Raw genomic sequence first — 21,523 nt, 5'->3', positions numbered from 1 at the left:
ATGCCCGTCGGGGAAAACTGCTATCTGGTCAACTGCGACCGTGCGGGCTAGGTCTTGGGCAATGCATTTTTCAGGAGAAAGATATGAGCAGTCTGATGCCCGTCCGTTTTACCCCCGTTGATCTGGATGCAATGGCGACGGCCAAGGGCCGCGTCACGATCATCATCCCGGAGGACGGCAAGATGAGCCCCGCCGCCCGTCGCGCCAACCGCCTGACCAAGGGGGCCGTTGCGCGTCTGGTTGACAGCGAACGGTTCGGAAAGGCCAAATCGGGCGATGTAATCCCGATGGCGTGGCCTACGGGTATGGAAGCGGTTGCCCTGGACGTGCTGGTGCTGCCGCGCCGCCCCGACAGTGATGAGGCGCGCAAGGCCGGGGCCAAGCTGATGAAGCTGGCTGCGGGTAAACCGGTTCTGGTGATGGCGGCCAATCAGGTTCGGGTCGAGGATCTGGCCCTGGGCATGGTGCTGCGCGCCTATGATTTTGATGCCCACAAAACCAAGGACTCGGACCCCGCTGGCGAAATTGTGATCGCGCATGGCAAGTCTGATGAGGCCGAGGCGGCCTTCGCGCCGCTTTATGCCGTCGCTGACGGTGTGCGGATGACCCGTGATCTGACCAACGAGCCTGCCAATGTGCTGACGACCACAGAATTCGCCAATCGTCTGGCCGAGATGGAAGCGCTGGGGCTGAAGGTTGAAGTTCTGGAAGAAGACAAGCTGGCCGAGTTGGGCATGCGTACACTGCTGAGTGTCGGGCAGGGATCGGTGAGCCCTTCGAAAGTTGTGGTGATGCATTGGAACGGCGGCGACAAGGATGACGCCCCGCTGGCGCTGGTCGGCAAGGGCGTTGTGTTCGATACCGGGGGGATTTCGCTGAAGCCCGCGGGCGGCATGGAAGACATGACCATGGATATGGGCGGCGCTGGCGTTGTGGCGGGCACCATGCGCGCGCTGGCCAAGCGTAAGGCCAAGGCCAATGTTGTCGGTCTGGTCGGGCTGGTCGAAAACATGCCATCGGGCAATGCAACCCGCCCCGGTGATGTGGTGAAATCGATGAAGGGCGACACCGTCGAGATCATCAACACCGATGCGGAGGGCCGTTTGGTTTTGTGCGACGTGATGTGGTACGCGCAGGATCGGTTCAACCCGGTGGGCATGATCGATCTGGCCACCCTGACCGGTGCGATCATCATCGGTCTGGGGCATGAGAATGCCGGGGTCTTTTCGAACAATGACACGTTCTGCGAGGCCTTCCTGAAATCGGCCAAGGCCGAGGATGAGGGTGCATGGCGGATGCCTCTGGGTCCGAAATACGACGAGATGCTGAAATCGCGCATCGCGGATATGAAGAACGTGGGCGGACGGCCTGCTGGTTCAATCACCGCCGCGCAATTCCTGCAGCGTTTCGTCAAGGAAGAGACGCCGTGGATTCACCTCGATATCGCGGGCGTGGCCTCGGTCTCGTCCGAGACGTCTTATGCACCCAAAGGGGCCACCGGCTGGGGCGTGCGTGCGCTGAGCCGGTTCGTGCAGGACAATTTCGAGAGCGCGGAAGACTAAAACCGTGGGGGCCGTCTATTTCTACCACCTGACCCGTCAGCCGCTGGAGCACACTCTGCCCGTGCTGCTGGACAAGGCGCGGCAGGCCGGGTGGCGGATCGCCGTGCGGGGTGTTGATCCGGCGCGGATGGACTGGCTGGATGAAAGATTGTGGCTGGGGCCCGAGGAGGGGTTCCTGCCACATGGCCGCGTCGGTGGCCCGCACGATGCGGCACAGCCGATTTTGCTGACCACCGGATCAGAGGCTGCCAATGACGCGACCTGCGTGATGGCAGTGGACGGGGCGCAGGTCGAGGCCGATGAGGTTCAGGCGCTGGAGCGGGTCTGCATTCTGTTTGATGGGAATGATCCGGATGCGGTTCAACATGCGCGCGGGCAGTGGAAGGCGCTGACCGGCGCGGGATGCTCGGCACAGTATTGGTCAGAAGAATCAGGGCGTTGGGAAAAGAAGGCCGAGGCTTGATCGGCCAATTTGTTTAGGAGATTTCAGATGAAAACGAAGCCTTTGGGCCGTACGGGGATAATGGTGTCAGATCTATGTCTGGGCACGATGACGTTCGGCACGCAGACCGCAGAGATCGATGCGCATCGTCAGATGGATATGGCGCTGGCGGGCGGGATCAATTTCGTCGATGCGGCCGAGATGTACCCGGTCAACCCGATTTCGAAAGAAACGGTGGGGCGGACCGAAGAAATTCTGGGCAACTGGAATGCGGCCAACCGCGCGCGGCGCGGAGATTATGTGCTGGCGACCAAACATTCGGGCGAGGGGTTCATGCATGCGCGCGATGGGGCGCCGATCACGCATGAGACCATTCCCGAAGCCATCGAGGGTTCGCTCCGGCGGTTGCAGACGGATTGTATCGATCTCTATCAGTTTCACTGGCCGAACCGCGGCAGTTACATGTTCCGGCAGAACTGGGATTTTGAGCCGCGTCCGCATGATCCGGTTCAGGTCGTCGAAGAGATGCGTGGCTGTCTGAACGCGCTTCAGGCTCAGGTCGAAAAGGGCAATATCCGCGCCTTTGGTCTGTCGAATGAAAGTGCCTGGGGCACGGCGCAATGGCTGCACGCCTCGGATGAAGTCGGTGGCCCTCGGGTTGCGTCGATCCAGAACGAATATTCTTTGATGTGCCGATTGTTCGATACCGATCTGGCCGAGCTTTGCATGTATGAAGATGTGGGATTGCTGGCCTTTTCGCCGCTGGCAGCGGGATTCCTGACGGGTAAGTATCAGGGCGGCGCGGTACCCGAGGGATCGCGTATGTCATTGGTGCCGCAGATGGGCGGGCGTAAAACGGGCCGCGTATTTGATGCGGTTGTGGCCTATCTGGAGATCGCAGCCCGTCATGGGCTGGACCCGATTCACATGGCGTTGGCCTGGTGTCAGAGCCGCCCCTTCATGGGATCGGTGATCTTCGGGGCAACGACGACCGAACAGCTGGAGCATATCCTGGCGGGCAAGGATCAGGTGTTGTCGTCAGAGGTGATGGCCGAGATCAGCGCGGCACATCGGGCGTTTCCGATGCCTTACTAGAGTGGAAGGGGGCTCTGCCCCCGTCGCCTTTGGCGACTCCCCCGAGATATTTTTAGCCAGATGAAGAGGGATCCCGTCAGTGATGGGTGGGCTGTGTGCGGTCTTGTCTGAGGTCGCGGGCTGAGAGGCCGTGGGCCGTGCGGAAGGCGCGGGCGAAGCTGGATTGGGACGTGAAGCCGGTCGCCAGCGCGACATCCATTAAGGACAGGTTGGTGTCGGTGACCAGACGGCGCGCCTCGGCCAGACGCAGTTGCAGGTAGTGGTCCTGCGGTGTCGTGTCCAGGCGCAGGCGGAACTGCTGTTGCAGGGTGCGCGGGCTGGTGCCGAGTGTGTCGGCAATATCGGCGAGGGGGAGCGGGTCGTCGAGCGACGCCTCCATCAGCGCGTTTGCCTTGGCGGTCAGGGCAGTGTGGCGGTGCGGCGCTCCGGTGCGGCTTTGGGGCTTTGAGGGCTCGGAAAGGCCGTCGTAGAGGAACAGGCCGGAGACACGCGCGGCAAAGCCTGCGCCGTGTCGCGCGGCGATGATGTGCAGCATCATGTCGATTGCCGGGACCGCTCCGCCAGAGGTCAGGCGGCTTTCGGATACGGTAAACCGGTCGGGGCGCACGTCGACGGCTGGGAAACGGGCGGCAAAGTTGTCCAGATCCTCCCAATGGGTGGTTGCGGCGTGGCCGTCGAGCAGACCGGCCTCGGCCAGCAGCCAGGGGCCGCCATCGATGCCTGCCATGGTCGCTCCGGTGCCAGCGATGCGGCGCAGACCTGCCAGCAGGCTGGGCGTGGCGTGGCGGGCGAGTTGGAACCCGGCCACGACGATCATCAGGTCGCAGCTTTGCAACCGAGCCAGCGGAACGCCCGGTACTTGCAGCGCGCTGGTCAACATCGCCGGGTCTTGGGTGGCGGTGACATAGTCCCAGTCAAACGCAGGGCGATCGGCCAACCGGTTGGCGGCGCGCATCGGGTCGACCGCGGCGGCGAAGCTGAGCGTGTTGCACTCATCCAGCACCAGCACCGCGGTTTTCAGGGCGCGATGTTCGGGTTGGAGTATGTTTTTTGCGGATTTCATCAAGTTCGATTCGCATTCTGGCAAGTGTTTCCACAAGGCTGCGCCAGAGTCGCAGGCAACGCAAATCGGAATCCGGGGAGAAGTCTGGGGAAAACCTGACGCACAAGCCGGTATAACTTGGGGAAAACATCATGCCTCTGGAAATGAACCGCGAAGTCTTCATCACCTGCGCTGTCACCGGATCGGGCGGGACGCAGGATCGCAGCCCGCATGTGCCACGTTCGCCCCAGCAGATTGCCGATAGTGCGATTGCGGCGGCAAAGGCGGGGGCCGCTATCGTGCATTGCCATGTGCGCGATCCTGAAACCGGTGCGCCGTCGCGCGATCTTGGCCTGTACCGAGAGGTGACGGACCGCATTCGGGATGCCGAGGTGGACGTGGTTCTGAACCTGACCGCCGGGATGGGCGGAGACATCGTGTTTGGTGGTGTCGAAAGCCCGTTCCCGGTGAACGAGGCGGCGACCGACATGATCGGCGCGACCGAGCGCGTCGCGCACGTCGCCGAGTGTTTGCCGGAGATTTGTACCTTGGACTGCGGCACCATGAACTTTGCCGAAGCCGATTATGTCATGACCAACACCCCCGGCGCACTGCGGGCGATGGGGCAGATGATGACCGATATGGGCGTGAAGCCTGAGATCGAGGCCTTTGACACCGGCCATCTCTGGTTTGCCAAGCAATTGGTGAAAGAAGGGATTCTTGAGCCGAACGCTCTGGTTCAGCTGTGTATGGGGGTGCCGTGGGGCGCGCCGGATGATCTGAACACTTTTATGGCGATGGTCAACAATGTGCCGGATGACTGGACGTTCAGCGCGTTCTCGTTGGGGCGGAACCAGATGGCCTATGTCGCGGCGACCGTGCTGGCAGGGGGCAACGTGCGCGTGGGGCTCGAGGATAATCTGTGGCTGGACAAGGGCGTGCTGGCCGAGAACTGGCAGCTGGTTGAGCGGGCTGGCACCATCATCGAGAACATGGGTGCGCGGGTGATCGGGCCACAGGAGGTTCGTGAGAAACTGGGGTTGGTGAAGCGGGCACCCAAGGGCTGAGAACCCATCTTGCGCCCAACAGCTGAAAAGGGCAGGCCGGGGCATCGGCAGAAGGAATGAGATGATGCGTTTGTTGCCTTTGACGTTGGTCGCCTCCGGTATGATTGCCCTGATCGGGTGCCTGCCAGAAGGCGACGAAACCACTGGCAAGCCTGTCGAGTCAGAGAGAACGGCATGCGAAGCCCAGGGTGGCACCTATGAGATCGGTGGTCTGGCGCAAAGCTATGTTTGTTTCACGCCCCTGCCGGACGCTGGCACCACCTGTGAAAAGGAAACCGATTGTGCAGGCTTCTGCCTTTCGGAAACAAGACAATGCAGCGCGGTCACGCCGCAATTCGGGTGCATACCGCACCTGGATGAAACGGGGCGTGAGCTGGTGATTTGTATCGATTAGAGGACAGCATGACGAAAACAGCAGCGATTATCGGTGGTGGCGTGATCGGCGGCGGATGGGCCGCTCGGTTTTTGCTTAATGGATGGAACGTGCGGGTTTTCGATCCGGACCCCGAGGCCGAGCGCAAGATTGGTGAGGTTCTGGACAATGCGCGGCGATCTTTGCCGGGGTTGAGCGATGTACCTTTGCCAGCAGAAGGAACGCTGACGTTTCACGGTGATCTGGCCGATGCCGTTCAGGGGGCTGTCTGGATTCAGGAAAGCGTGCCGGAGAGGCTCGATCTGAAACTGAAGGTATACAAGGGTTTGCAGGAGGCGTGTGATCCGGGTGCGATCATCGGGTCCTCAACCAGCGGGTTCAAGCCATCTGAGCTGCAGGAGGGGGCGCTGCGACCCGAACAGATCGTTGTGACGCATCCGTTCAACCCGGTTTATCTGTTGCCGCTAATCGAGTTGGTGCCGACCGACAAGAACCCGCCAGAGATGGTGGCGCTTGCGCAGGATCTGCTGAAATCGGTGGGTTTCTTTCCGCTGCATATCAAGAAGGAAATCGATGCGCATATTGCCGATCGGTTCCTGGAGGCCGTCTGGCGTGAGGCGCTGTGGCTGGTCAAGGACGGCATCGCCACGACCGAGGAAATTGACGAGGCGATCCGTATGGGTTTTGGCATCCGCTGGGCGCAGATGGGTCTGTTCGAGACCTATCGTGTCGCAGGGGGCGAGGCCGGGATGCGGCATTTCATGGCGCAGTTTGGGCCTGCGCTCAAATGGCCATGGACCAAGCTGATGGATGTGCCTGAATTCACCGATGAGCTGGTCGATATGATTGCAGATCAGTCGGATGCGCAGTCCGGCATGCACTCGATCCGGGAGTTGGAGCGCATCCGCGACAACAACCTCGTGGGTATGATGCGGGCGCTCAAGGCTCAGAATTATGGGGCCGGGGCGGTGTTGAACCAGCATGATGCGGCTCTGAAGCCCGGCGCTTTGCCGACGCTGGATCAGGCGGATTTGAGCCAGCCGATCCTGACACTTTCGCGCGCCGTTCCCTTGGACTGGACCGATTACAATGGCCACATGAACGAGGCGAAGTATCTGGAAGCCTTTGCCGCCGCGACCGACCGGTTCATGGAGATCATCGGTTGCGACATGGACTACATCCAATCGGGCGGCAGCTATTTCACCGCTGAAAACCACATCCGTTACATGAACGAGGTCCACGCAGGCGCAAAGATCGACGTGCGCACGCAGATGCTGCTGGGGCAGGGCAAGAAGTTGCATGTGTTCCATGAAATGTATGCGGGCGAGACGCTGCTGGCGACCGGCGAAAGCTTTTTGCTGCATGTCAGTCTGGAAACCCGTCGCCCCAGTGCGCCATCGCCCGAGATCGAGGCTGCGATGGCGCGGATTGCCGAGGCTCATGCCGGGTTGCCTTATCCCGAAGGTGCAGGGGCGGCGATCCGCAAACCGGCATGAGCGGCAAGGTCCTGATCACGGCCGGAGCATCGGGCGTCGGGCGCGCAATGGCCGAAGCATTCGATGCGGCAGGTGCCGAAGTCTGGGTCGCTGATCTGGATGCGGATGCATTGGCGCAGTGCCCGCCGCATTGGAGGCGTAACCAGCTTGACGTATCTGATGAGACAGCGGTTGAAGCTCTGTTCGCCGAACTCAGGACTGAATGGGATGGGTTGGACGTGCTTTGCGCCAATGCCGGTATTGCCGGGCCGACAGCCGCGGTTGAGGATGTGGCCTTAACCGATTGGCGAACCTGTCTTTCCGTGAATCTTGAGGGCGCGTTCCTGTGTAGCAAATACGCGGCCCCAATCATGAAACGCCAACGCAGTGGCGCGGTTCTGATCACCTCGTCCACGGCGGGTCAGTACGGATATCCCAACCGTGCGCCTTATGCGGCGGCGAAATGGGGAATGGTGGGGCTTGGCAAGACACTGGCGATGGAGCTTGGGCCACATGGCATCCGCTGCAACGTCATCTGCCCCGGCTCAGTCGAAGGCCCCCGGATGGAGGGCGTGCTGCAACGCGAGGCCGCAGCCAAGGGTATGACCCGCGATCAGGTTTATGACGGCTATGCTTCGGGCACGTCTATGGGCCGCTTTGTCGAGGCTCGGGACATCGCGAATATGGCCGTGTTCCTCGCGTCAGATGCGGCACGGCTGGTGTCGGGTCAGGTGATCGCTGTGGATGGTCATACGGTCAATCCCGACCCGAAGCTTTGATCTAGCCCTGATTTGGCCCCCGGATCTGGCGGATGGCGCTGCGGACGGCTTGCCAGTCCTGCGCCTCCTGCGGGTTTCCGGCGGCTTCGCATTCTCGCATCTTCTGTGCGGCTTCTGCCTCGGCCCGATCCCCATGGGCGGTGTAGAGGGCACGTGCGTATTCAGCGGTTTTGAGTGCGTCCATTCCTGTCATCCTCCATCTCAGATCGGAATGTCTGATGGTTCGCGCCCGACGACTATACTACAGGATCGCGCTCAGGTCATGCCCGCGTGATCTGCTGCCGTAGTTGCTGCAGATAAGAGGGGAATTCGCGGGCGGTCATATCGGCCTCGCGCACCAGCCGGTCGAAATGGCGGGTGAAGACCTCGATCCGGTCGCGGTCGCGAAACGCCATATAGTGGCTGCCTGCATAAAAGACACAGAGCAGGGGGCCGAAAATCGTAACGGGCGCGGAGTAAAGCCGTTTGGCATCATAGAGATAGATGCGCAGCCGGGGATAGAGCTGTTCGCAGAGGTTTAGCAGGTGATCGATCTGATCCAGCCGGATTTGCAGGGGCAGGCCCTCGTAATATCCGGTGGCATTGGCAAAGCTGTGAAGTTCATACAACGGCATCGCGACTTCATAGTCTGATTGCGCGCTGCGCATCCAGGAAAGACGATCTTCGGACGCGCCAATCGCCTGATCTGCTGTACGACCCAGATGCGGGGCATATTCCCATTCCAGCACGGCGCGGGTCTTGAGCATGTCGGGCAGGGTGGCGGGGACATAGCGGATTTTGTAGCCTGCGGCCTCCTGATGCCATTCGAAGATGCGTTCATCGACCAATGCGCGGGCGGCCTCGGTCAGGGTCAGGGAACTGGCAAGCAGCTCAGCAGCGCTTTCGGGACGGTCCGAGAGCCCCAGCAACCAATCAACCGAGACGCCGAGCGCCGAGGCGCAGCCGCCCACCACATGCGCGTTGGGCAGGCGTGCGCCTGCTCCGGTCAACAGTTGTGAGATGGTCGAGCGATCCACGCCGATGTCACGTGCAAGGGCGCTTTGACTGACATCCCGGTCCTGCATCGCGCGGGCAAGACGGTGGCGGAACTGCGCGGCGCGGTCGCGTTTGTCGACTTTATCAAGCATATGTTGATTTATATCATATATGTTGATGATTGTTAATCATATTCAGAATTCCCGAACCGTGGCCCTGTCTGTAACGCTGGAATTACAAAAACAATAAATGGGGTCCGGAATGGAGACGCGACGAAGATCGGTCGTGAAGGCCGTGGTGTGGAATGTGATGGGGCTGGCGGTGATGACGCTGGTTGGCCTGATTGCCACGGGATCAGCCGCTGTCGGAGGGGTGCTGGCGCTGGTCAACACGGCGATCGGCCTGACGCTCTATGTGATTTACGAGCGTATCTGGGCCGGTATCGCGTGGGGTCGCAATGGCTGACCCCACGACACCGAAATCGCCTGAATGGGTCACGTTCGGCCTGATCGTTGGATGTTACCTCGCCTGGCTGGGCACTGTGTTCTGGCTGGCGGGCGTTACGCTGTGGTTGGCCATCCCCGCGATGGGGCTGATCGCCGCGCTGCATTCGTCGCTGACGCATGAGGCGCTGCACGGGCATCCGTTTCGACAGAAATGGCTGAATGAGGCGCTGATGGCGTTGCCCCTGACACTTTTCATACCGTTCAACCGGTTCCGCGACCTGCATCTGGCGCATCATTGCGATGCCAACCTGACCGACCCTTATGACGATCCGGAAACCAATTATCTTGATCCTCAGGTCTGGGCCGGTCTGGGGATGTGGCAAAAGCGGCTTTACCTGCTGAACAACACCCTATTGGGGCGCATGGTTTTGGGGCCTGCTATTGGACAGTTGGCCTTTATGCGGGATGAGTGGCGCGGCGCGCGGCGCGGTGATCGGGATATTCTGCTGGCCTGGGCCTTGCATCTGCCCGGAGTGGCTGCGGTGCTTTGGATCGTTTCCCTGTCGCCGATGCCAATCTGGGCGTTTGTCCTGTCGGCCTATATCGGGTTGGGTCTGGTCAAGATCCGCACCTTTCTGGAACATCGTGCACATGAGAAATCCCGTGCGCGCACCGTTATCGTTGAAGACCGTGGCCTTTTGGCTTTTCTGTTTCTGAACAACAACCTGCATGTCGTTCATCACATGAATCCCGCAGCCCCCTGGTACCGTCTTCCCGCGCTTTATCGGGCAGGGAAAGAGCGATATCTGGCCTGCAATGAATCCTATGTCTATCGCTCTTACGCGCAGATATTCCGGGACTATTTCTGGCGCGCCAAGGATCCGGTGGCGCATCCGCTCTGGCCAAAGCTCTGATTTAACGACAGAAGGGAAGCCATGAGTTTGTGGATTCCCATCACCCTCGCAGCCGCGACGTTTCAGACCGTGCGGTTCATGCTGCAAAAATCGCTGAGCAGCGTGAAGCTGTCGGCCGCCGGGGCAACCTTTGCGCGGTTTGCCTATTCTATGCCACTGGCGCTGTTGGGTCTGTTCATAGCGCAGCAGGTGACGGGGTTTGAGTTGCCGACGCTCACGGCGCGGTTCTGGGTGTTTGCCGTGATCGGCGGGACCACACAGATTCTGGCGACGATCTGCGTGGTCGCCTTGTTCAAACAGCGCAACTTTGCGGTCGGGATCACGTTCAAGAAAACTGAGGTTATTCAAACCGCTATCGTCGGGTTTCTCATCCTCGGGGATCAGGTTTCAACCGGTGCGCTGGGGGCCATTCTGCTGGGGTTGATGGCGGTTCTGTTGCTGTCCAAAACACCCGGTGGCGAGGGTGCATGGTGGCGCAATCTGACCAACAAGGCCTCGCGGCTTGGGCTGGGGTCCGGGGTGCTGTTTGCCTTTTCCTCGGTCACCTATCGCGGCGCGTCACTGGAACTTGGGGACAATGACGCGTGGTTCCGCGCTCTGGTGACGCTGGCCGTGGTCGTCAGCTTTCAGTTCCTAAGCATGGGGATTTGGCTGTTGTGGCGTGACCGGGCCGAGTTGCGGGCGGTGTGGCAGACACGAAGCACCGGTGTCTTTGTCGGCCTCACCAGTCTTGGCGGTTCGTTCTGTTGGTTCTTCGCCTTCACGCTGCAAAACGCGGCTTACGTGAAGGCGTTGGGGCAGGTGGAACTGATCTTCAGCTTGTTTGCTTCGCTGCTGTTCTTCCGTGAAAGCATCACCCGGCGAGAGATCGCCGGGATTGCCTTGCTGGGTCTGTCGATACTGGCGCTGGTGCTGGCGATTTAAGACGCGTCTGCATCCGCCAGAGCGGAAGTTCCCGCGCGCCGCTCTTCAAAGCTGAGAGCGATGAAGCTGGGCAGATGATCGCCCATGCCCACCACTGCCGGACCGGCATCATCGCGGCGACCGCGGCCGCGACCCTTGGGCTCGCGATCCTTCTTGCCTTCGCTCTTCTTGCTCTCGGCAGGTTTGGCTTTTTTCTCGGGCTTCGGCTTTTCGGCCTTCGGTTCTTCCTTGACCGGATTGTCGATGCGCGGAATGTCTTTCTGAATCAGCTTTTCGATTGCATCCAGAGCCTTCTCGTCGCGACCCGAACAGATCGTGACGGCTTTACCTTCGCGTCCGGCGCGGCCGGTGCGGCCAATGCGGTGAACGTAATCCTCGGCATGGCTGGGGACGTCGAAGTTGAACACATGGCTGACTGAGGGGATATCCAAACCCCGTGCAGCCACGTCCGAGGCCACCAGCAGGCGCAGCGAGCCATCGCGGAACCCGTCCAGCGTTTTCATCCGCTGCGACTGATCCAGATCGCCATGGATGGCGGCGGCGTTATAGCCGTATTTCTTCAGTGACTTCGCGCAGATATCCACGTCCGTCTTGCGGTTGCAGAAGATGATGGCGTTGGTGCATTTTTCACCTTCGGCGTCGATCAGAGCGCGCAGGACCTTGCGCTTGCCGCTGGCCTCGCGGTCGCGGCGACCGCCTTTGAACAAGACGACGCCCTGTTCGATGGTTTCCGAGGCGGTGGCCTGACGGGCAACCTCGATCCGGGCAGGGGCGGACAGGAAGGTATCGGTGATGCGCTCAATCTCCGAGGCCATGGTGGCCGAGAAGAACAGCGTCTGGCGGGTAAACGGCGTCAGCGAGAAGATGCGTTCGATATCGGGGATAAAGCCCATATCCAGCATCCGGTCGGCCTCATCTACCACCATGATCTGAACGCCGGTCAGCAACAGCTTGCCGCGTTCGAAATGGTCCAGCAGACGGCCCGGTGTGGCGATCAGCACGTCGACGCCGCGGTCGATTAGGGCGTCCTGTTCCTTGAAGCTGACACCGCCAATCAACAGTGCTTTGGTCAGTTTCACATTTTTGGCATATGTGTCGAAATTCTCGGCCACCTGAGCGGCCAGTTCCCGCGTCGGGCACAGCACCAGCGACCGTGGCATCCGCGCGCGGGCGCGACCTCGGGCCAGCAAGGTGATCATCGGCAGAGTGAAGCTGGCGGTCTTGCCAGTTCCGGTCTGGGCGATCCCCAGAACATCGCGACCCTCAAGCGCAGGTGGAATCGCGCCTTCCTGGATCGGAGTGGGGGTTTCGTATCCGGCTTCCTCAATGGCTTTGAGGACCTTCGGGTTCAGGTTCAGTTCGCTAAACTTTGTCATGTATGTCCGGTTCATGCGGACACTAGACCTGGCCCGCGCGTCTGAAATATGCCGGGCCCGGATGGCCATGCGCCCTTTGCGCATAACGGCTGAGGCGGGGCATAACAAAAACGTGGGGCAGGGTCAAATGAAGAGGGGTTCATCTGTCGCATCTCCGCTCAATACGCGAATTTATGCAACAATTCAGATGCTTCCGGGGAAGTGTTTCGCCACTTTCTGATCCAGATCCAAGCGCCGATGCCGGATCAGATCGTGATCTTCCAGCCTTGTGCGCACATCCGCGTCGACGGCGCTCATTTCATCGTAGAAGGCGCGCAACCCCTCGGGACCCTGTTCCGCTTCGATCCAGCTGAGAAGTTCATGCATGTTCAGGCCGCCCCGGTCGCGGGGGACGTTTGGCGTCATGCCCGCCTGATAGGAGCCGCGCTCCATCCGGAAGTTCAGATGCGCCTGCCAATGGTCCCAGCTGGGTGCGTGGCGGTGGCACAGGTCAACCTGCGGCATTTCCGTCTTTACCGGCAGAAGCACTTTGTTCTGGAACAGGTTGTGAATGCGGTAACTGAGATTTTCCATCCCTGTGCGGACAAATAATTTGCCCTGTACATGGCTGAGAAACCCGCCCAGCACAAAGGCCCCGTAATTCGGATAAAGGTTCTGAACCAAAGCCTCGCGATCAGGGCCGTTCGGGATGTGCGCCTTATAGAGGTCTTCGGCGCCGGTGATCGCCTCAATCGGGCGCACCCGGACGGCGGGGGTGGTTTCGGGGATTTCCTGTAGCAGATCAGCGATGGAGTTTGAGGGCCAGAGGAACTCATCCACATCAATATGCGCCAGCCAGTCCAGATGGGTGTTGCGATAGACGAAAGTCGCGTGGGTCGTTTGCCGAATCTGGTGCTTTTCCGGGCGCTTTCGTTTGCGTTCTTCCCAAAACGCAGCGTCACAGATTCGCGCGCGGATTCTAGGATGTTGTTGCAACGCGCGCAGGGCGCGGTGGTTCGGTTCGTCCAGATAGATGTACAGCCGATCTGCGCCCAGATCGAGGTGATGGGCGACGAAGCGCATGATGTCCTCGGTCGGGCCGCGGACCATCGACACGATGCCCCAGGTTGGACGGTCCTGCGTCATATCCGGCCCATCATCCGCCGATCAGGTCATCATTTCTTTGGTAGCGGTCAGATTGAGCGCCGGATAGTCGCGCACGACCCGGTCGATGTCCCACTGCAGCCGGGTCAGATAGACGATGTCGCCATCATGATCATTTGCGATGTGCTGCTTGTTGGCGTTGACGAATTTCTCGACCTCTGCCTTCTCACCACTGACCCAGCGGGCCGAGGTGAATTGAGATGCTTCGAACCGCACGGGCAGGCCATATTCCATCTCGATCCGGCTGGCGAGCACTTCGAACTGCAGCGCGCCGACGACGCCAACGATAAAGCCCGAACCGATCGAGGGTTTGAACACCTTGGCGGCACCTTCCTCGGCAAACTGCATTAGGGCTTTTTCAAGATGTTTGGCTTTTAACGGATCCGCTGCGCGAACCGTCTGCAGCAGTTCCGGCGCGAACGATGGGATGCCGGTCACGCGCAGCGCTTCACCCTCGGTCAGCGTGTCACCGATGCGCAGCTGGCCGTGGTTCGGAATGCCGATGATGTCCCCGGCCCATGCCTCTTCCGCGAGTTCGCGGTCAGAGGCGAGGAACAGGACGGGGTTCGAGATTGCCATCGGCTTTTTTGACCGCACATGCGTCAGCTTCATGCCGCGTTTGAAGTGGCCCGATGCCATGCGGACAAAGGCCACCCGGTCGCGGTGCTTGGGGTCCATATTGGCCTGCACCTTGAAGACAAAGCCCGCGACCTTCTTTTCGTCCGGTGCGATCTGTCGGGGTTCGGCGGATTGAATCTGAGGTTGCGGGCCATAGGCTCCGATGCCTTCCATCAGTTCTTTGACACCAAACGAGTTGATGGCCGAGCCGAACCAGATTGGAGTCATGTGCCCTTCCAGAACCGCCTGAGGGTCAAGCGCGGGCAGCAGTTCGCGCGCCATCTCGACCTCTTCCAGTAGCTGTTCCAGCAGATGCTCGGGTACGTGTTCGGCCAGCTTGGGATCGTCCAAGCCGTTGATCTGGATGCTTTCTGCCACCTTGTTGCGGTCGGCGCGGTCCATCAGCTCCAACCGGTCGCGCAGCATGTCATAACAGCCGATGAAGTCGCGTCCCACGCCAATGGGCCATGCGGCAGGGGTGACGTCGATGGCCAGCATCTCCTGAATTTCGTCGATGATCTCGAACGTATCGCGGCTTTCGCGGTCCATCTTGTTACAGAAGGTCAGGATCGGCAGATCGCGCAGACGGCAGACCTCGAACAGCTTCTGCGTCTGGCTTTCCACACCTTTTGCACCGTCGATTACCATCACGGCTGCGTCCACGGCGGTCAGCGTGCGATAGGTATCTTCCGAGAAATCGCTGTGGCCGGGGGTGTCGACAAGGTTGAACCGGAAATCCCCATAGTCGAACGACATTGCCGAGGCGGAGACCGAGATACCTCGATCCTTCTCCATTTGCATGAAGTCCGAGCGCGTGCGCCGCGCTTCACCCTTGGCGCGCACCTGACCGGCCATCTGGATCGCGCCCCCGTACAGCAGGAACTTTTCCGTCAGCGTCGTCTTACCCGCATCGGGGTGCGAGATGATGGCGAATGTCCGGCGTCGGGCGATCTCGGGCGGCAGGGTGGGTTGGTTCGAGGTATCAAGCATAGGGGCGCGTATAGGCGGGGAAACCTGCCGAGGCAAGACAAAGGGGGTGGATCGAATCGTGGCCTTATGGCAATAAGAACATATAGTGAACAAATGATGGAGTGAATCAATGAATTTGAAAGAAATCTCAGAAGAACTGGTTGCCGGATGCCGCGAGAATCGGGCCAAGGAAAACCTCGGGAAGCTCTACGCGCCTGATGCTGTTTCGGTTGAGGGTCAGGATTTTGCCGGTATGGGGCGCGAAACGCATGGTGTTGAGGCCATTCGTGGCAAGCATGAATGGTGGGAGGGCGCGCATGAGGTGACAGGCGCGTCGGTCAGTGGCCCGTACCCGCATGGCGAGGATCGCTTTGCCGTGATCTTCGAGGTGCAAGGCAAGGTGAAAGAAACCGGCGAAAACTTTGATATGAAAGAGGTCGGTGTCTATCACGTGGCCGATGGCAAAATCGTTCGGGAAGAGTTCTTCTACTGAGCAAGCTATACATTCTGGTCTTCCTCTGCGGGCCGGTGCTAGATGTGCGGAAGATTTGGGGAGGATCAGAATGGATCTGGGAATACGCGGAACACGCGCGCTGGTTTGTGCCAGCAGCAAAGGCTTGGGGTTGGGCTGTGCCGAAGCATTGGCCGAGGCCGGAGTCGATCTGGTGATGAACGCGCGCGGGGCCGAAGCGCTTGAGGCCGAGGCGACGCGGTTGCGGGCTGAATATGATATCGACGTGCAGACGGTGGCCTGTGATGTGACCTCGGCTGAGGGCCAGGCGCAGGTGATCGAAGCAGCACAGAACGTTGATATCCTTGTGACAAATGCGGGTGGGCCTCCGCCCGGACTATGGTCGGACTGGGAACGGGACGATTTCATCAAAGCGCTGGATGCCAACATGCTGACGCCGATTGCGTTCATCAAGGCCCTGCTGCCGGGGATGATGGACAAGGGCTGGGGCCGGGTGGTGAACATCACTTCGCAATCCGTTCGCGCGCCGATTGCCGTTTTGGGCCTGTCCAATGCAGCGCGGACTGGATTGACCGGTTATGTTGCGGGCACCTCACGTCAGGTGGCGCCTCATGGTGTGACCATCAACAACCTTCTGCCGGGTATTCATGCCACCGACCGGGCCGATGCGCTGGACAGCAATGTTTCGCTGCAGAAGAATATCTCGATTGAGGACGCTCGGGCCGAGCGCGCCGCAACGATCCCGGCCCGGCGCTATGGCACGCGGCAGGAGTTTGGGGCGGCCTGCGCCTTCCTGTGCTCGCAGCATGCCGGGTTTATCGTCGGGCAGAATATCCTGCTTGATGGCGGCGGCACCAATCTGACGATGTAATCATGGCGCAGGGTTATTCGCTCAAGGATCAGTTATTCAACGCCGAAAAAGTGAGTTATCTCAGCGGCTTGTTTTTGGACGTCGAGACGAGCTTCGATGCCTCGGCGTTTGAGGCGCAGGTGATGTCACGCCTGCCGGGTCTCGAATTGAAGGAACGGATGGTCTGGATCGCTGAATGCCTGCAACAGGCCGTTCCGGGTGATCTGTCACAGGTCGCGCCGGTGATCCTTCGCGCATTGCCGGCCCCGCTTGATCCCGACAAGACGGATGACGATTTCGGCGACTTCATCTTTGCGCCTTTGGGCGATTGGGTGGTCTCGGTCGGGCTGGATCATCCGGAACTGGCTTTGGACGTGATTGAGGAACTGACCCAGAGGTTCTCGATGGAATGGGCTATCCGCCCGTTTCTGAATCGGCATCCCGATTTGGTGCTGGAGCGGATGCAGGACTGGTGCGGGCATTCCAGCTATCATGTCCGCCGACTGGTCAGTGAAGGAACGCGACCTCGGTTGCCTTGGGGGCAGGGGATTGGGTTGGACCTGTCTGATCCGCTGCCGCTGCTGGATCGGTTGCATGGTGACCAGACGCGCTATGTCACGCGGTCGGTGGCCAATCACCTGAATGATATCACCAAGAAAAACCCCGATCTGGTGCTGGAGCGATTGCAGAGCTGGCGAAACGGCGGGCAGCAATCCGGGGATGAGTTGTCGTGGATGACGTCGCATGCATTGCGGGGATTGGTGAAATCGGGCCATCCGGGTGCGATGACAGCGCTGGGATATGACCCCGAGGCCGATATATCGGTTGATGTTCAGGTGAACGGAGAGGCCCGGATCGGGGAAGCGCTGGACTTTTCGACCACGCTCGCGGGTGCAGCAGAGCAACCGGTTCTGGTGGATTATATCATTCACTTTCAGAGGCCTGGGGGCAAAGTCTCACCCAAGGTTCATAAGCTCAAACAAACAGTTCTTGTGGACGGCACGCTGATGCTGTCGAAGCTTCATAAGCTCAAAGGCAATGCAACTACCTTCAAATTGGTGCCCGGTCCGCATCGGTTGGAAATACAGGTGAATGGACGTGTTCGCGCAAGCGTTCCGTTTGAGCTTTTGGCCTGAGTTGAGTCACGCTTTCGTCAGATCAACCGCCTCTGGATTGCGGCCCGTATGGGGTGGCATTAGCTGCTGTGCAATCGATTGAAAGAAGGAATGCTCAGATAAAGCATGAGGCTGTGCAGAACTACTATGGCGAAGTGCTCCAGGGTAGCGCCGATTTGCAGACGAACGCGTGTTGTACTCCGGATGACATGCCGGATCACGTCAAAGGAATTCTGTCGCAAATTCATGATGATGTGCTGACGCGTTACTATGGCTGCGGATTGATTGCCCCGCTGGACCTTGAGGGGATGAGCATCCTTGATCTGGGCTGTGGCGCAGGGCGGGACGTGTATGCTTTGTCTGCGATGGTGGGTGAGACGGGTCGCGTTGTGGGAGTGGACATGACGCCCGAGCAACTGGACGTGGCGCGCGCGCATCAGGAGTTCCACGCCAAGGCTTTTGGGCATTCATCCAGCAATGTCGAATTCCACCACGGCTATATCGAAAAGCTGGATGAGCTGGATTTAGAGCCCGGAAGCTTCGATATCATCGTGTCGAACTGCGTGATCAATCTGGCGACCGACAAGGCCGCGGTTCTGCGCGGTGCGCATCGGTTGCTGAAAGAGGGCGGCGAGATGTATTTCTCGGACGTCTATGCTGATCGCCGGGTGCCCAAAGCGATGGCCGAGGATGAAGTTTTGTACGGCGAATGCCTGTCTGGTGCGCTTTACTGGAATGACTTTCTATCGATGTCGCGCGATGCGGGATTTGGCGACCCGCGCCGGGTCACGCACCGACAGCTGACCATTGAAAACCCGGTTTTGGAACAACGCGTTGCGCCTTTGAGCTTTATCTCGGCAACTTACCGTTTGTTCAAACTGTCCGGGCTGGAACCCGCTTGCGAAGATTATGGTCAAGCCGTGATTTACAAGGGCACGATTCCCCATGCGCCGCATAAGTTCGTGCTGGACGATCACCACGCCATTGAGGCCGGTAAGGTCTTTCCTGTCTGCGGCAACACCTGGATGATGCTGCAGGATACACGCTTTGCCCGGCATTTTGAGTTCATCGGCGATTTCTCGACCCATTACGGCATCTTCGAAGGTTGCGGTGGCGACAGCCCGTTTGTTGTCGAGGGCGACACAGCGTCCACCGGGTGTTGCTGACGCCTTGCGCCTGAGGGGCGGGGTTGTTATCCCCGCCTAAGCCCGATGGATTTGATCGGGAAAAGGCTACGGGGTCTATCGGTGAACGTGACGACAACTCCTCCGCGACTGGAGATCCGCAATATGGTGGCGCGCTTTGGCGGGCGGACCGTTGTGGATGATGTCTCGCTGACGGTGCAGGCGGGGCAGGTCACCTGTCTGCTGGGGCCGTCGGGCTGTGGTAAGTCGACCACCTTGAGGATGATCGCTGGGGTTGAGATGCAGACCTCGGGCGAGATCTATGTCGATGGCAAGCTGATCTGCGACACAGTGTTCCGGGTGCCACCCGAGCGGCGTGAGATCGGCCTGATGTTTCAGGACTTTGCCCTGTTTCCGCATCTGAGCGTCGCCGACAATGTGGGCTTTGGCCTGAAGGGCAGTAAAGACGAAAAGCGTGTACGGGTTGACGAATTGCTGACCAAGGTCGACCTGATGCGCTTCATCGATGGCTTCCCGCATCAGCTTTCGGGCGGGGAGCAGCAGCGGGTGGCGTTGGCCCGTGCCCTCGCGCCACGTCCACGGATCATGTTGATGGATGAGCCATTCTCGGGCCTCGACAACCGTTTGCGGGACGGGATCCGGGATGAGACGCTGGCGATTCTCAAGGAAGAAGACGCCGCCGTTCTGCTGGTCACGCATGAGCCGGAAGAGGCGATGCGGATGGCCGATGAAATCGCATTGATGCGGCGCGGTAAGATCGTGCAGCAGGGCGCGCCGTATAACGTCTATACCCGCCCCGCGGACAAGGCCGCCGTGGCATTCTTCAGTGATGTCAACGTTCTGCAGGCGCAGGTTAATGGAGCGCTGGCGCAAACTCCTTTTGGTCGCTTTCTGGCACCGGGCGTGCCGGATGGAACCGATGTCGAAATCGTTTTTCGACCGCAACACGTGAAACTGGATTTTGATCGCAACGGCAAAGGTCCGATGCCCACGCCGACTGATGGCGTGGCTGCACGCGGCGTGGTCGAGAGAGCCCGGTTTCTGGGCAATGAAAGTCTTGTCGAGTTCCGGATGGACTATGACGGATCGATCCTGAAAGCGACGGTTCCGAATGTCTTTGTGCCGAAAGAGGGGCGCGTCATGTGGCTGACCATCCGCCGCGATCGGTGCTTTGTATTCCCAGCCTGAGGCCTTAAGACCACGATTTCCGTCCGAGTGGTGCGCGAATGCCGCAGATTGGGCCCGACGGTCGCTTGCCGCAGCGCTGGGGCGGGTCTATCAAGGGCGAAACGCAGGGGCGGACCGGGCATGCGCATTCTTCTGACAAATGATGACGGCATCAACGCGCCGGGCCTTATCGTGCTTGAAGCGATAGCCAAAGAGCTGGCCAGGCCTGTCGGAGAGATCTGGGTTGTGGCCCCGGCCTTCGAGCAATCAGGGGTAGGCCATTGCATCAGCTATACGCATCCGATGATGGTCGCCAAGCTGGGTGAGCGCCGGTTTGCGGCCGAGGGCTCTCCGGCGGATTGCGTGTTGGCGGGGCTGCATGACGTGATGAAAGATACGCCGCCCGATCTGGTTTTGTCCGGTGTGAACCGAGGTAATAACTCGGCGGAAAATGCGTTGTATTCCGGTACGTTGGGCGGCGCAATGGAAGCGGCTTTGCAGGGTGTTCCTGCAATAGCGTTGTCGCAGTTCTTCGGTCCGCGCAATCTGGGTCTGGACGATCCCTTTGAGGCTGCGGCCCGCCATGGCGCGGCGCTGATCCGCCGCATTCTGGATGCAACACCGCAGGCACAGGGCGATTATCGGCTGTTCTACAATGTGAACTTTCCACCGGTTCCAGCCGATGAGGTTCTGGGTACTCGGGTGGCGTCACAAGGATTCCGCCGCGATACTCATTTCTCGGTCGAGCCGCACAGCTCGCCCTCGGGCCGCAGGTTCCTTTGGATCAAAGGTGGGTATCAGCACAACCCGACTGCACCCGGGACGGATGCGGCGGTGAATCTGGATGGATACATCTCGGTCACGCCGATGCGGGCCGATCTGACGGCGCATGACGCACTTGAGGCGTTGAAGGTCATCGAATGACAGGACCAAGCGCGGAAACCACCATGCAGTTTCTGTTTGCCCTGCGCTCGCGCGGGGTGACTGACGCGCGCGTGCTGGCGGCGATGGAGCAGGTGGACCGGGGACGCTTTGTCAAAGGTTTGTTTGCTAAGCGCGCCTATGAGGATACGCCGCTGCCGATTGCCTGCGGGCAGACGATCAGCCAGCCCTCGGTCGTGGGGTTGATGACGCAGGCGTTGAAGGTGAGCCCTCGGGACACGGTGCTGGAGGTCGGGACCGGGTCGGGCTATCAGGCGGCGATCCTGTCCAAGCTGGCGCGGCGGGTTTATACAGTGGAACGGCACACGCGGCTGGTACGCGAAACCGGGCAGCTGTTTCGGGAGATGGGCCTGACCAATGTCACCGCGATGTTGTCGGATGGTTCGTTTGGTTTGCCCGAGCAGGCTCCGTTTGATCGTATCATTGTGACCGCAGCCGCCGAGGACCCGCCCGGGCCGCTCTTGGCGCAGTTGAAAATCGGCGGTATCATGGTGTTGCCGGTGGGACAATCGGATGCGGTTCAGACCTTGATCCGTGTGACACGCACCGAGACCGGACTGGACTATGACGAACTCTTACCCGTTCGTTTCGTGCCCCTGTTGGAGGGGCTGGGAAAAGACGGAGTTTAAAGG

Annotated in this window: 23 protein-coding genes; 17 read left to right on the top strand and 6 right to left on the bottom strand. The window is 59.9% G+C overall.

Annotated elements, in window-relative coordinates; all coding sequences use genetic code 11:
- The first annotated feature begins 83 nt into the window (after positions 1-83).
- The 3 genes from ACR0IV_RS05695 to ACR0IV_RS05685 are packed head-to-tail and all read left to right on the top strand — an operon-like array spanning position 84 to position 3,099.
- Positions 84-1,562: a leucyl aminopeptidase gene (locus tag ACR0IV_RS05695; RefSeq protein WP_480657436.1), complete on the top strand. Its 1,479-nt coding sequence runs from the start codon at positions 84-86 to the stop codon at positions 1,560-1,562.
- Positions 1,563-1,566: 4 nt separating this feature from the next.
- Positions 1,567-2,025, top strand: coding sequence for a DNA polymerase III subunit chi (locus ACR0IV_RS05690; RefSeq protein WP_480657437.1), 459 nt, complete (start codon positions 1,567-1,569; stop codon positions 2,023-2,025).
- A gap of 27 nt (positions 2,026-2,052) precedes the next feature.
- On the top strand, positions 2,053-3,099 hold the full coding sequence (locus ACR0IV_RS05685) for an aldo/keto reductase (protein WP_480657438.1): 1,047 nt from the start codon (positions 2,053-2,055) through the stop codon (positions 3,097-3,099).
- A gap of 76 nt (positions 3,100-3,175) precedes the next feature.
- Here ACR0IV_RS05685 and ACR0IV_RS05680 read toward each other — a convergent pair whose 3' ends face one another.
- Positions 3,176-4,162 carry a GlxA family transcriptional regulator gene (locus ACR0IV_RS05680; RefSeq protein WP_480657439.1) on the bottom strand — a complete coding sequence of 329 codons (987 nt, stop codon included), beginning with the start codon at positions 4,160-4,162 and terminating at the stop codon, positions 3,176-3,178.
- 131 nt (positions 4,163-4,293) lie between these two features.
- On the opposite strand from ACR0IV_RS05680, the gene bcoG reads away from it, so the two are divergent.
- The 4 genes from bcoG to ACR0IV_RS05660 all read left to right on the top strand — a co-directional run bounded on the left by bcoG (position 4,294) and on the right by ACR0IV_RS05660 (position 7,835).
- Positions 4,294-5,208, top strand: coding sequence for a 3-dehydrocarnitine:acetyl-CoA trimethylamine transferase BcoG (gene bcoG, locus ACR0IV_RS05675; RefSeq protein WP_480657440.1), 915 nt, complete (start codon positions 4,294-4,296; stop codon positions 5,206-5,208).
- Positions 5,209-5,269: 61 nt separating this feature from the next.
- The gene (locus ACR0IV_RS05670; protein ID WP_480657441.1) at positions 5,270-5,602 is read left to right on the top strand and encodes a hypothetical protein; all 333 of its coding nucleotides are present in this window, start codon (positions 5,270-5,272) and stop codon (positions 5,600-5,602) included.
- A gap of 8 nt (positions 5,603-5,610) precedes the next feature.
- Positions 5,611-7,077, top strand: a complete 1,467-nt coding sequence (locus ACR0IV_RS05665) for a carnitine 3-dehydrogenase (RefSeq protein WP_480657442.1) — start codon at positions 5,611-5,613, stop codon at positions 7,075-7,077.
- Positions 7,074-7,835 carry an SDR family oxidoreductase gene (locus tag ACR0IV_RS05660; RefSeq protein WP_480657443.1) on the top strand — a complete coding sequence of 254 codons (762 nt, stop codon included), beginning with the start codon at positions 7,074-7,076 and terminating at the stop codon, positions 7,833-7,835. Before ACR0IV_RS05665 ends, ACR0IV_RS05660 begins: the two co-directional genes overlap by 4 nt.
- Position 7,836: 1 nt before the next feature.
- Here ACR0IV_RS05660 and ACR0IV_RS05655 read toward each other — a convergent pair whose 3' ends face one another.
- Together ACR0IV_RS05655 and ACR0IV_RS05650 are read right to left on the bottom strand one after the other, a co-directional pair.
- Positions 7,837-8,019: a hypothetical protein gene (locus ACR0IV_RS05655; protein ID WP_480469602.1), complete on the bottom strand. Its 183-nt coding sequence runs from the start codon at positions 8,017-8,019 to the stop codon at positions 7,837-7,839.
- Between the two features lie 76 nt (positions 8,020-8,095).
- Positions 8,096-8,962: a helix-turn-helix domain-containing protein gene (locus tag ACR0IV_RS05650; RefSeq protein WP_480657444.1), complete on the bottom strand. Its 867-nt coding sequence runs from the start codon at positions 8,960-8,962 to the stop codon at positions 8,096-8,098.
- A gap of 109 nt (positions 8,963-9,071) precedes the next feature.
- Here ACR0IV_RS05650 and ACR0IV_RS05645 point away from each other — a divergent pair, with 109 nt between their 5' ends.
- Genes ACR0IV_RS05645 through ACR0IV_RS05635 form a run of 3 tightly spaced genes read left to right on the top strand, consistent with a single transcriptional unit; the run spans position 9,072 to position 11,094 of the window.
- Positions 9,072-9,275, top strand: a complete 204-nt coding sequence (locus ACR0IV_RS05645) for a DUF2061 domain-containing protein (RefSeq protein ID WP_480657445.1) — start codon at positions 9,072-9,074, stop codon at positions 9,273-9,275.
- On the top strand, positions 9,268-10,170 hold the full coding sequence (locus tag ACR0IV_RS05640) for a fatty acid desaturase (RefSeq protein ID WP_480657446.1): 903 nt from the start codon (positions 9,268-9,270) through the stop codon (positions 10,168-10,170). Before ACR0IV_RS05645 ends, ACR0IV_RS05640 begins: the two co-directional genes overlap by 8 nt.
- Positions 10,171-10,191: 21 nt before the next feature.
- Positions 10,192-11,094: an EamA family transporter gene (locus tag ACR0IV_RS05635; protein ID WP_480657447.1), complete on the top strand. Its 903-nt coding sequence runs from the start codon at positions 10,192-10,194 to the stop codon at positions 11,092-11,094.
- Here ACR0IV_RS05635 and ACR0IV_RS05630 read toward each other — a convergent pair.
- The 3 genes from ACR0IV_RS05630 to ACR0IV_RS05620 form a co-directional block, all read right to left on the bottom strand.
- A complete protein-coding gene (locus ACR0IV_RS05630) occupies positions 11,091-12,470 on the bottom strand; it encodes a DEAD/DEAH box helicase (RefSeq protein ID WP_480657448.1) in 1,380 nt (459 codons plus the stop codon). The genes ACR0IV_RS05635 and ACR0IV_RS05630 overlap by 4 nt on opposite strands.
- A gap of 183 nt (positions 12,471-12,653) precedes the next feature.
- Entirely contained in the window at positions 12,654-13,595 is a 942-nt protein-coding gene (locus ACR0IV_RS05625; RefSeq protein ID WP_480657449.1) for a glycosyltransferase family 2 protein, read from the bottom strand.
- Positions 13,596-13,616: 21 nt separating this feature from the next.
- Positions 13,617-15,221 (bottom strand): peptide chain release factor 3, encoded by a 1,605-nt coding sequence (locus ACR0IV_RS05620; RefSeq protein WP_480657450.1) that lies wholly within the window; start codon positions 15,219-15,221, stop codon positions 13,617-13,619.
- A gap of 109 nt (positions 15,222-15,330) precedes the next feature.
- Between ACR0IV_RS05620 and ACR0IV_RS05615 the strand changes: the two genes are divergently transcribed.
- The 7 genes from ACR0IV_RS05615 to ACR0IV_RS05585 all read left to right on the top strand — a co-directional run bounded on the left by ACR0IV_RS05615 (position 15,331) and on the right by ACR0IV_RS05585 (position 21,520).
- On the top strand, positions 15,331-15,693 hold the full coding sequence (locus tag ACR0IV_RS05615; RefSeq protein WP_480469610.1) for a nuclear transport factor 2 family protein: 363 nt from the start codon (positions 15,331-15,333) through the stop codon (positions 15,691-15,693).
- Positions 15,694-15,763: 70 nt separating this feature from the next.
- Positions 15,764-16,543 (top strand): SDR family oxidoreductase, encoded by a 780-nt coding sequence (locus tag ACR0IV_RS05610; RefSeq protein WP_480657451.1) that lies wholly within the window; start codon positions 15,764-15,766, stop codon positions 16,541-16,543.
- A gap of 2 nt (positions 16,544-16,545) precedes the next feature.
- Positions 16,546-17,658: a hypothetical protein gene (locus tag ACR0IV_RS05605; protein ID WP_480657452.1), complete on the top strand. Its 1,113-nt coding sequence runs from the start codon at positions 16,546-16,548 to the stop codon at positions 17,656-17,658.
- 98 nt (positions 17,659-17,756) lie between these two features.
- Positions 17,757-18,803 (top strand): methyltransferase domain-containing protein, encoded by a 1,047-nt coding sequence (locus ACR0IV_RS05600; RefSeq protein ID WP_480658554.1) that lies wholly within the window; start codon positions 17,757-17,759, stop codon positions 18,801-18,803.
- A 45-nt stretch (positions 18,804-18,848) separates the two neighbouring features.
- The gene (locus ACR0IV_RS05595) at positions 18,849-19,970 is read left to right on the top strand and encodes an ABC transporter ATP-binding protein (RefSeq protein WP_480657453.1); all 1,122 of its coding nucleotides are present in this window, start codon (positions 18,849-18,851) and stop codon (positions 19,968-19,970) included.
- A 120-nt stretch (positions 19,971-20,090) separates the two neighbouring features.
- The gene (gene surE / locus ACR0IV_RS05590; RefSeq protein ID WP_480469615.1) at positions 20,091-20,873 is read left to right on the top strand and encodes a 5'/3'-nucleotidase SurE; all 783 of its coding nucleotides are present in this window, start codon (positions 20,091-20,093) and stop codon (positions 20,871-20,873) included.
- On the top strand, positions 20,870-21,520 hold the full coding sequence (locus tag ACR0IV_RS05585) for a protein-L-isoaspartate(D-aspartate) O-methyltransferase (RefSeq protein ID WP_480469616.1): 651 nt from the start codon (positions 20,870-20,872) through the stop codon (positions 21,518-21,520). Before surE ends, ACR0IV_RS05585 begins: the two co-directional genes overlap by 4 nt.
- Positions 21,521-21,523: the final 3 nt, after the last annotated feature.

It is taken from the genome of Ruegeria sp. C2, from assembly GCF_056537765.1.
Note: the sequence above shows the minus strand (reverse complement) of the source record. Positions and strands in the feature narration are given on the sequence as shown.

Excerpts from the sequence above, each read along its gene's own strand:
- ACR0IV_RS05615 (WP_480469610.1), top strand. The coding sequence starts at position 15,331 with ATGAATTTGAAAGAAATCTCAGAAGAACTGGTTGCCGGATGCCGCGAG.
- bcoG (WP_480657440.1), top strand. The coding sequence starts at position 4,294 with ATGCCTCTGGAAATGAACCGCGAAGTCTTCATCACCTGCGCTGTCACC.
- ACR0IV_RS05655 (WP_480469602.1), bottom strand. The coding sequence starts at position 8,019 with ATGGACGCACTCAAAACCGCTGAATACGCACGTGCCCTCTACACCGCC.
- ACR0IV_RS05680 (WP_480657439.1), bottom strand. The coding sequence starts at position 4,162 with ATGAAATCCGCAAAAAACATACTCCAACCCGAACATCGCGCCCTGAAA.
- ACR0IV_RS05625 (WP_480657449.1), bottom strand. The coding sequence starts at position 13,595 with ATGACGCAGGACCGTCCAACCTGGGGCATCGTGTCGATGGTCCGCGGC.
- ACR0IV_RS05630 (WP_480657448.1), bottom strand. The coding sequence starts at position 12,470 with ATGACAAAGTTTAGCGAACTGAACCTGAACCCGAAGGTCCTCAAAGCC.
- ACR0IV_RS05585 (WP_480469616.1), top strand. The coding sequence starts at position 20,870 with ATGACAGGACCAAGCGCGGAAACCACCATGCAGTTTCTGTTTGCCCTG.
- ACR0IV_RS05670 (WP_480657441.1), top strand. The coding sequence starts at position 5,270 with ATGATGCGTTTGTTGCCTTTGACGTTGGTCGCCTCCGGTATGATTGCC.
- ACR0IV_RS05605 (WP_480657452.1), top strand. The coding sequence starts at position 16,546 with ATGGCGCAGGGTTATTCGCTCAAGGATCAGTTATTCAACGCCGAAAAA.
- ACR0IV_RS05695 (WP_480657436.1), top strand. The coding sequence starts at position 84 with ATGAGCAGTCTGATGCCCGTCCGTTTTACCCCCGTTGATCTGGATGCA.
- ACR0IV_RS05665 (WP_480657442.1), top strand. The coding sequence starts at position 5,611 with ATGACGAAAACAGCAGCGATTATCGGTGGTGGCGTGATCGGCGGCGGA.
- surE (WP_480469615.1), top strand. The coding sequence starts at position 20,091 with ATGCGCATTCTTCTGACAAATGATGACGGCATCAACGCGCCGGGCCTT.
- ACR0IV_RS05645 (WP_480657445.1), top strand. The coding sequence starts at position 9,072 with ATGGAGACGCGACGAAGATCGGTCGTGAAGGCCGTGGTGTGGAATGTG.
- ACR0IV_RS05650 (WP_480657444.1), bottom strand. The coding sequence starts at position 8,962 with ATGCTTGATAAAGTCGACAAACGCGACCGCGCCGCGCAGTTCCGCCAC.
- ACR0IV_RS05635 (WP_480657447.1), top strand. The coding sequence starts at position 10,192 with ATGAGTTTGTGGATTCCCATCACCCTCGCAGCCGCGACGTTTCAGACC.
- ACR0IV_RS05595 (WP_480657453.1), top strand. The coding sequence starts at position 18,849 with ATGGATTTGATCGGGAAAAGGCTACGGGGTCTATCGGTGAACGTGACG.
- ACR0IV_RS05620 (WP_480657450.1), bottom strand. The coding sequence starts at position 15,221 with ATGCTTGATACCTCGAACCAACCCACCCTGCCGCCCGAGATCGCCCGA.
- ACR0IV_RS05660 (WP_480657443.1), top strand. The coding sequence starts at position 7,074 with ATGAGCGGCAAGGTCCTGATCACGGCCGGAGCATCGGGCGTCGGGCGC.
- ACR0IV_RS05640 (WP_480657446.1), top strand. The coding sequence starts at position 9,268 with ATGGCTGACCCCACGACACCGAAATCGCCTGAATGGGTCACGTTCGGC.
- ACR0IV_RS05610 (WP_480657451.1), top strand. The coding sequence starts at position 15,764 with ATGGATCTGGGAATACGCGGAACACGCGCGCTGGTTTGTGCCAGCAGC.
- ACR0IV_RS05685 (WP_480657438.1), top strand. The coding sequence starts at position 2,053 with ATGAAAACGAAGCCTTTGGGCCGTACGGGGATAATGGTGTCAGATCTA.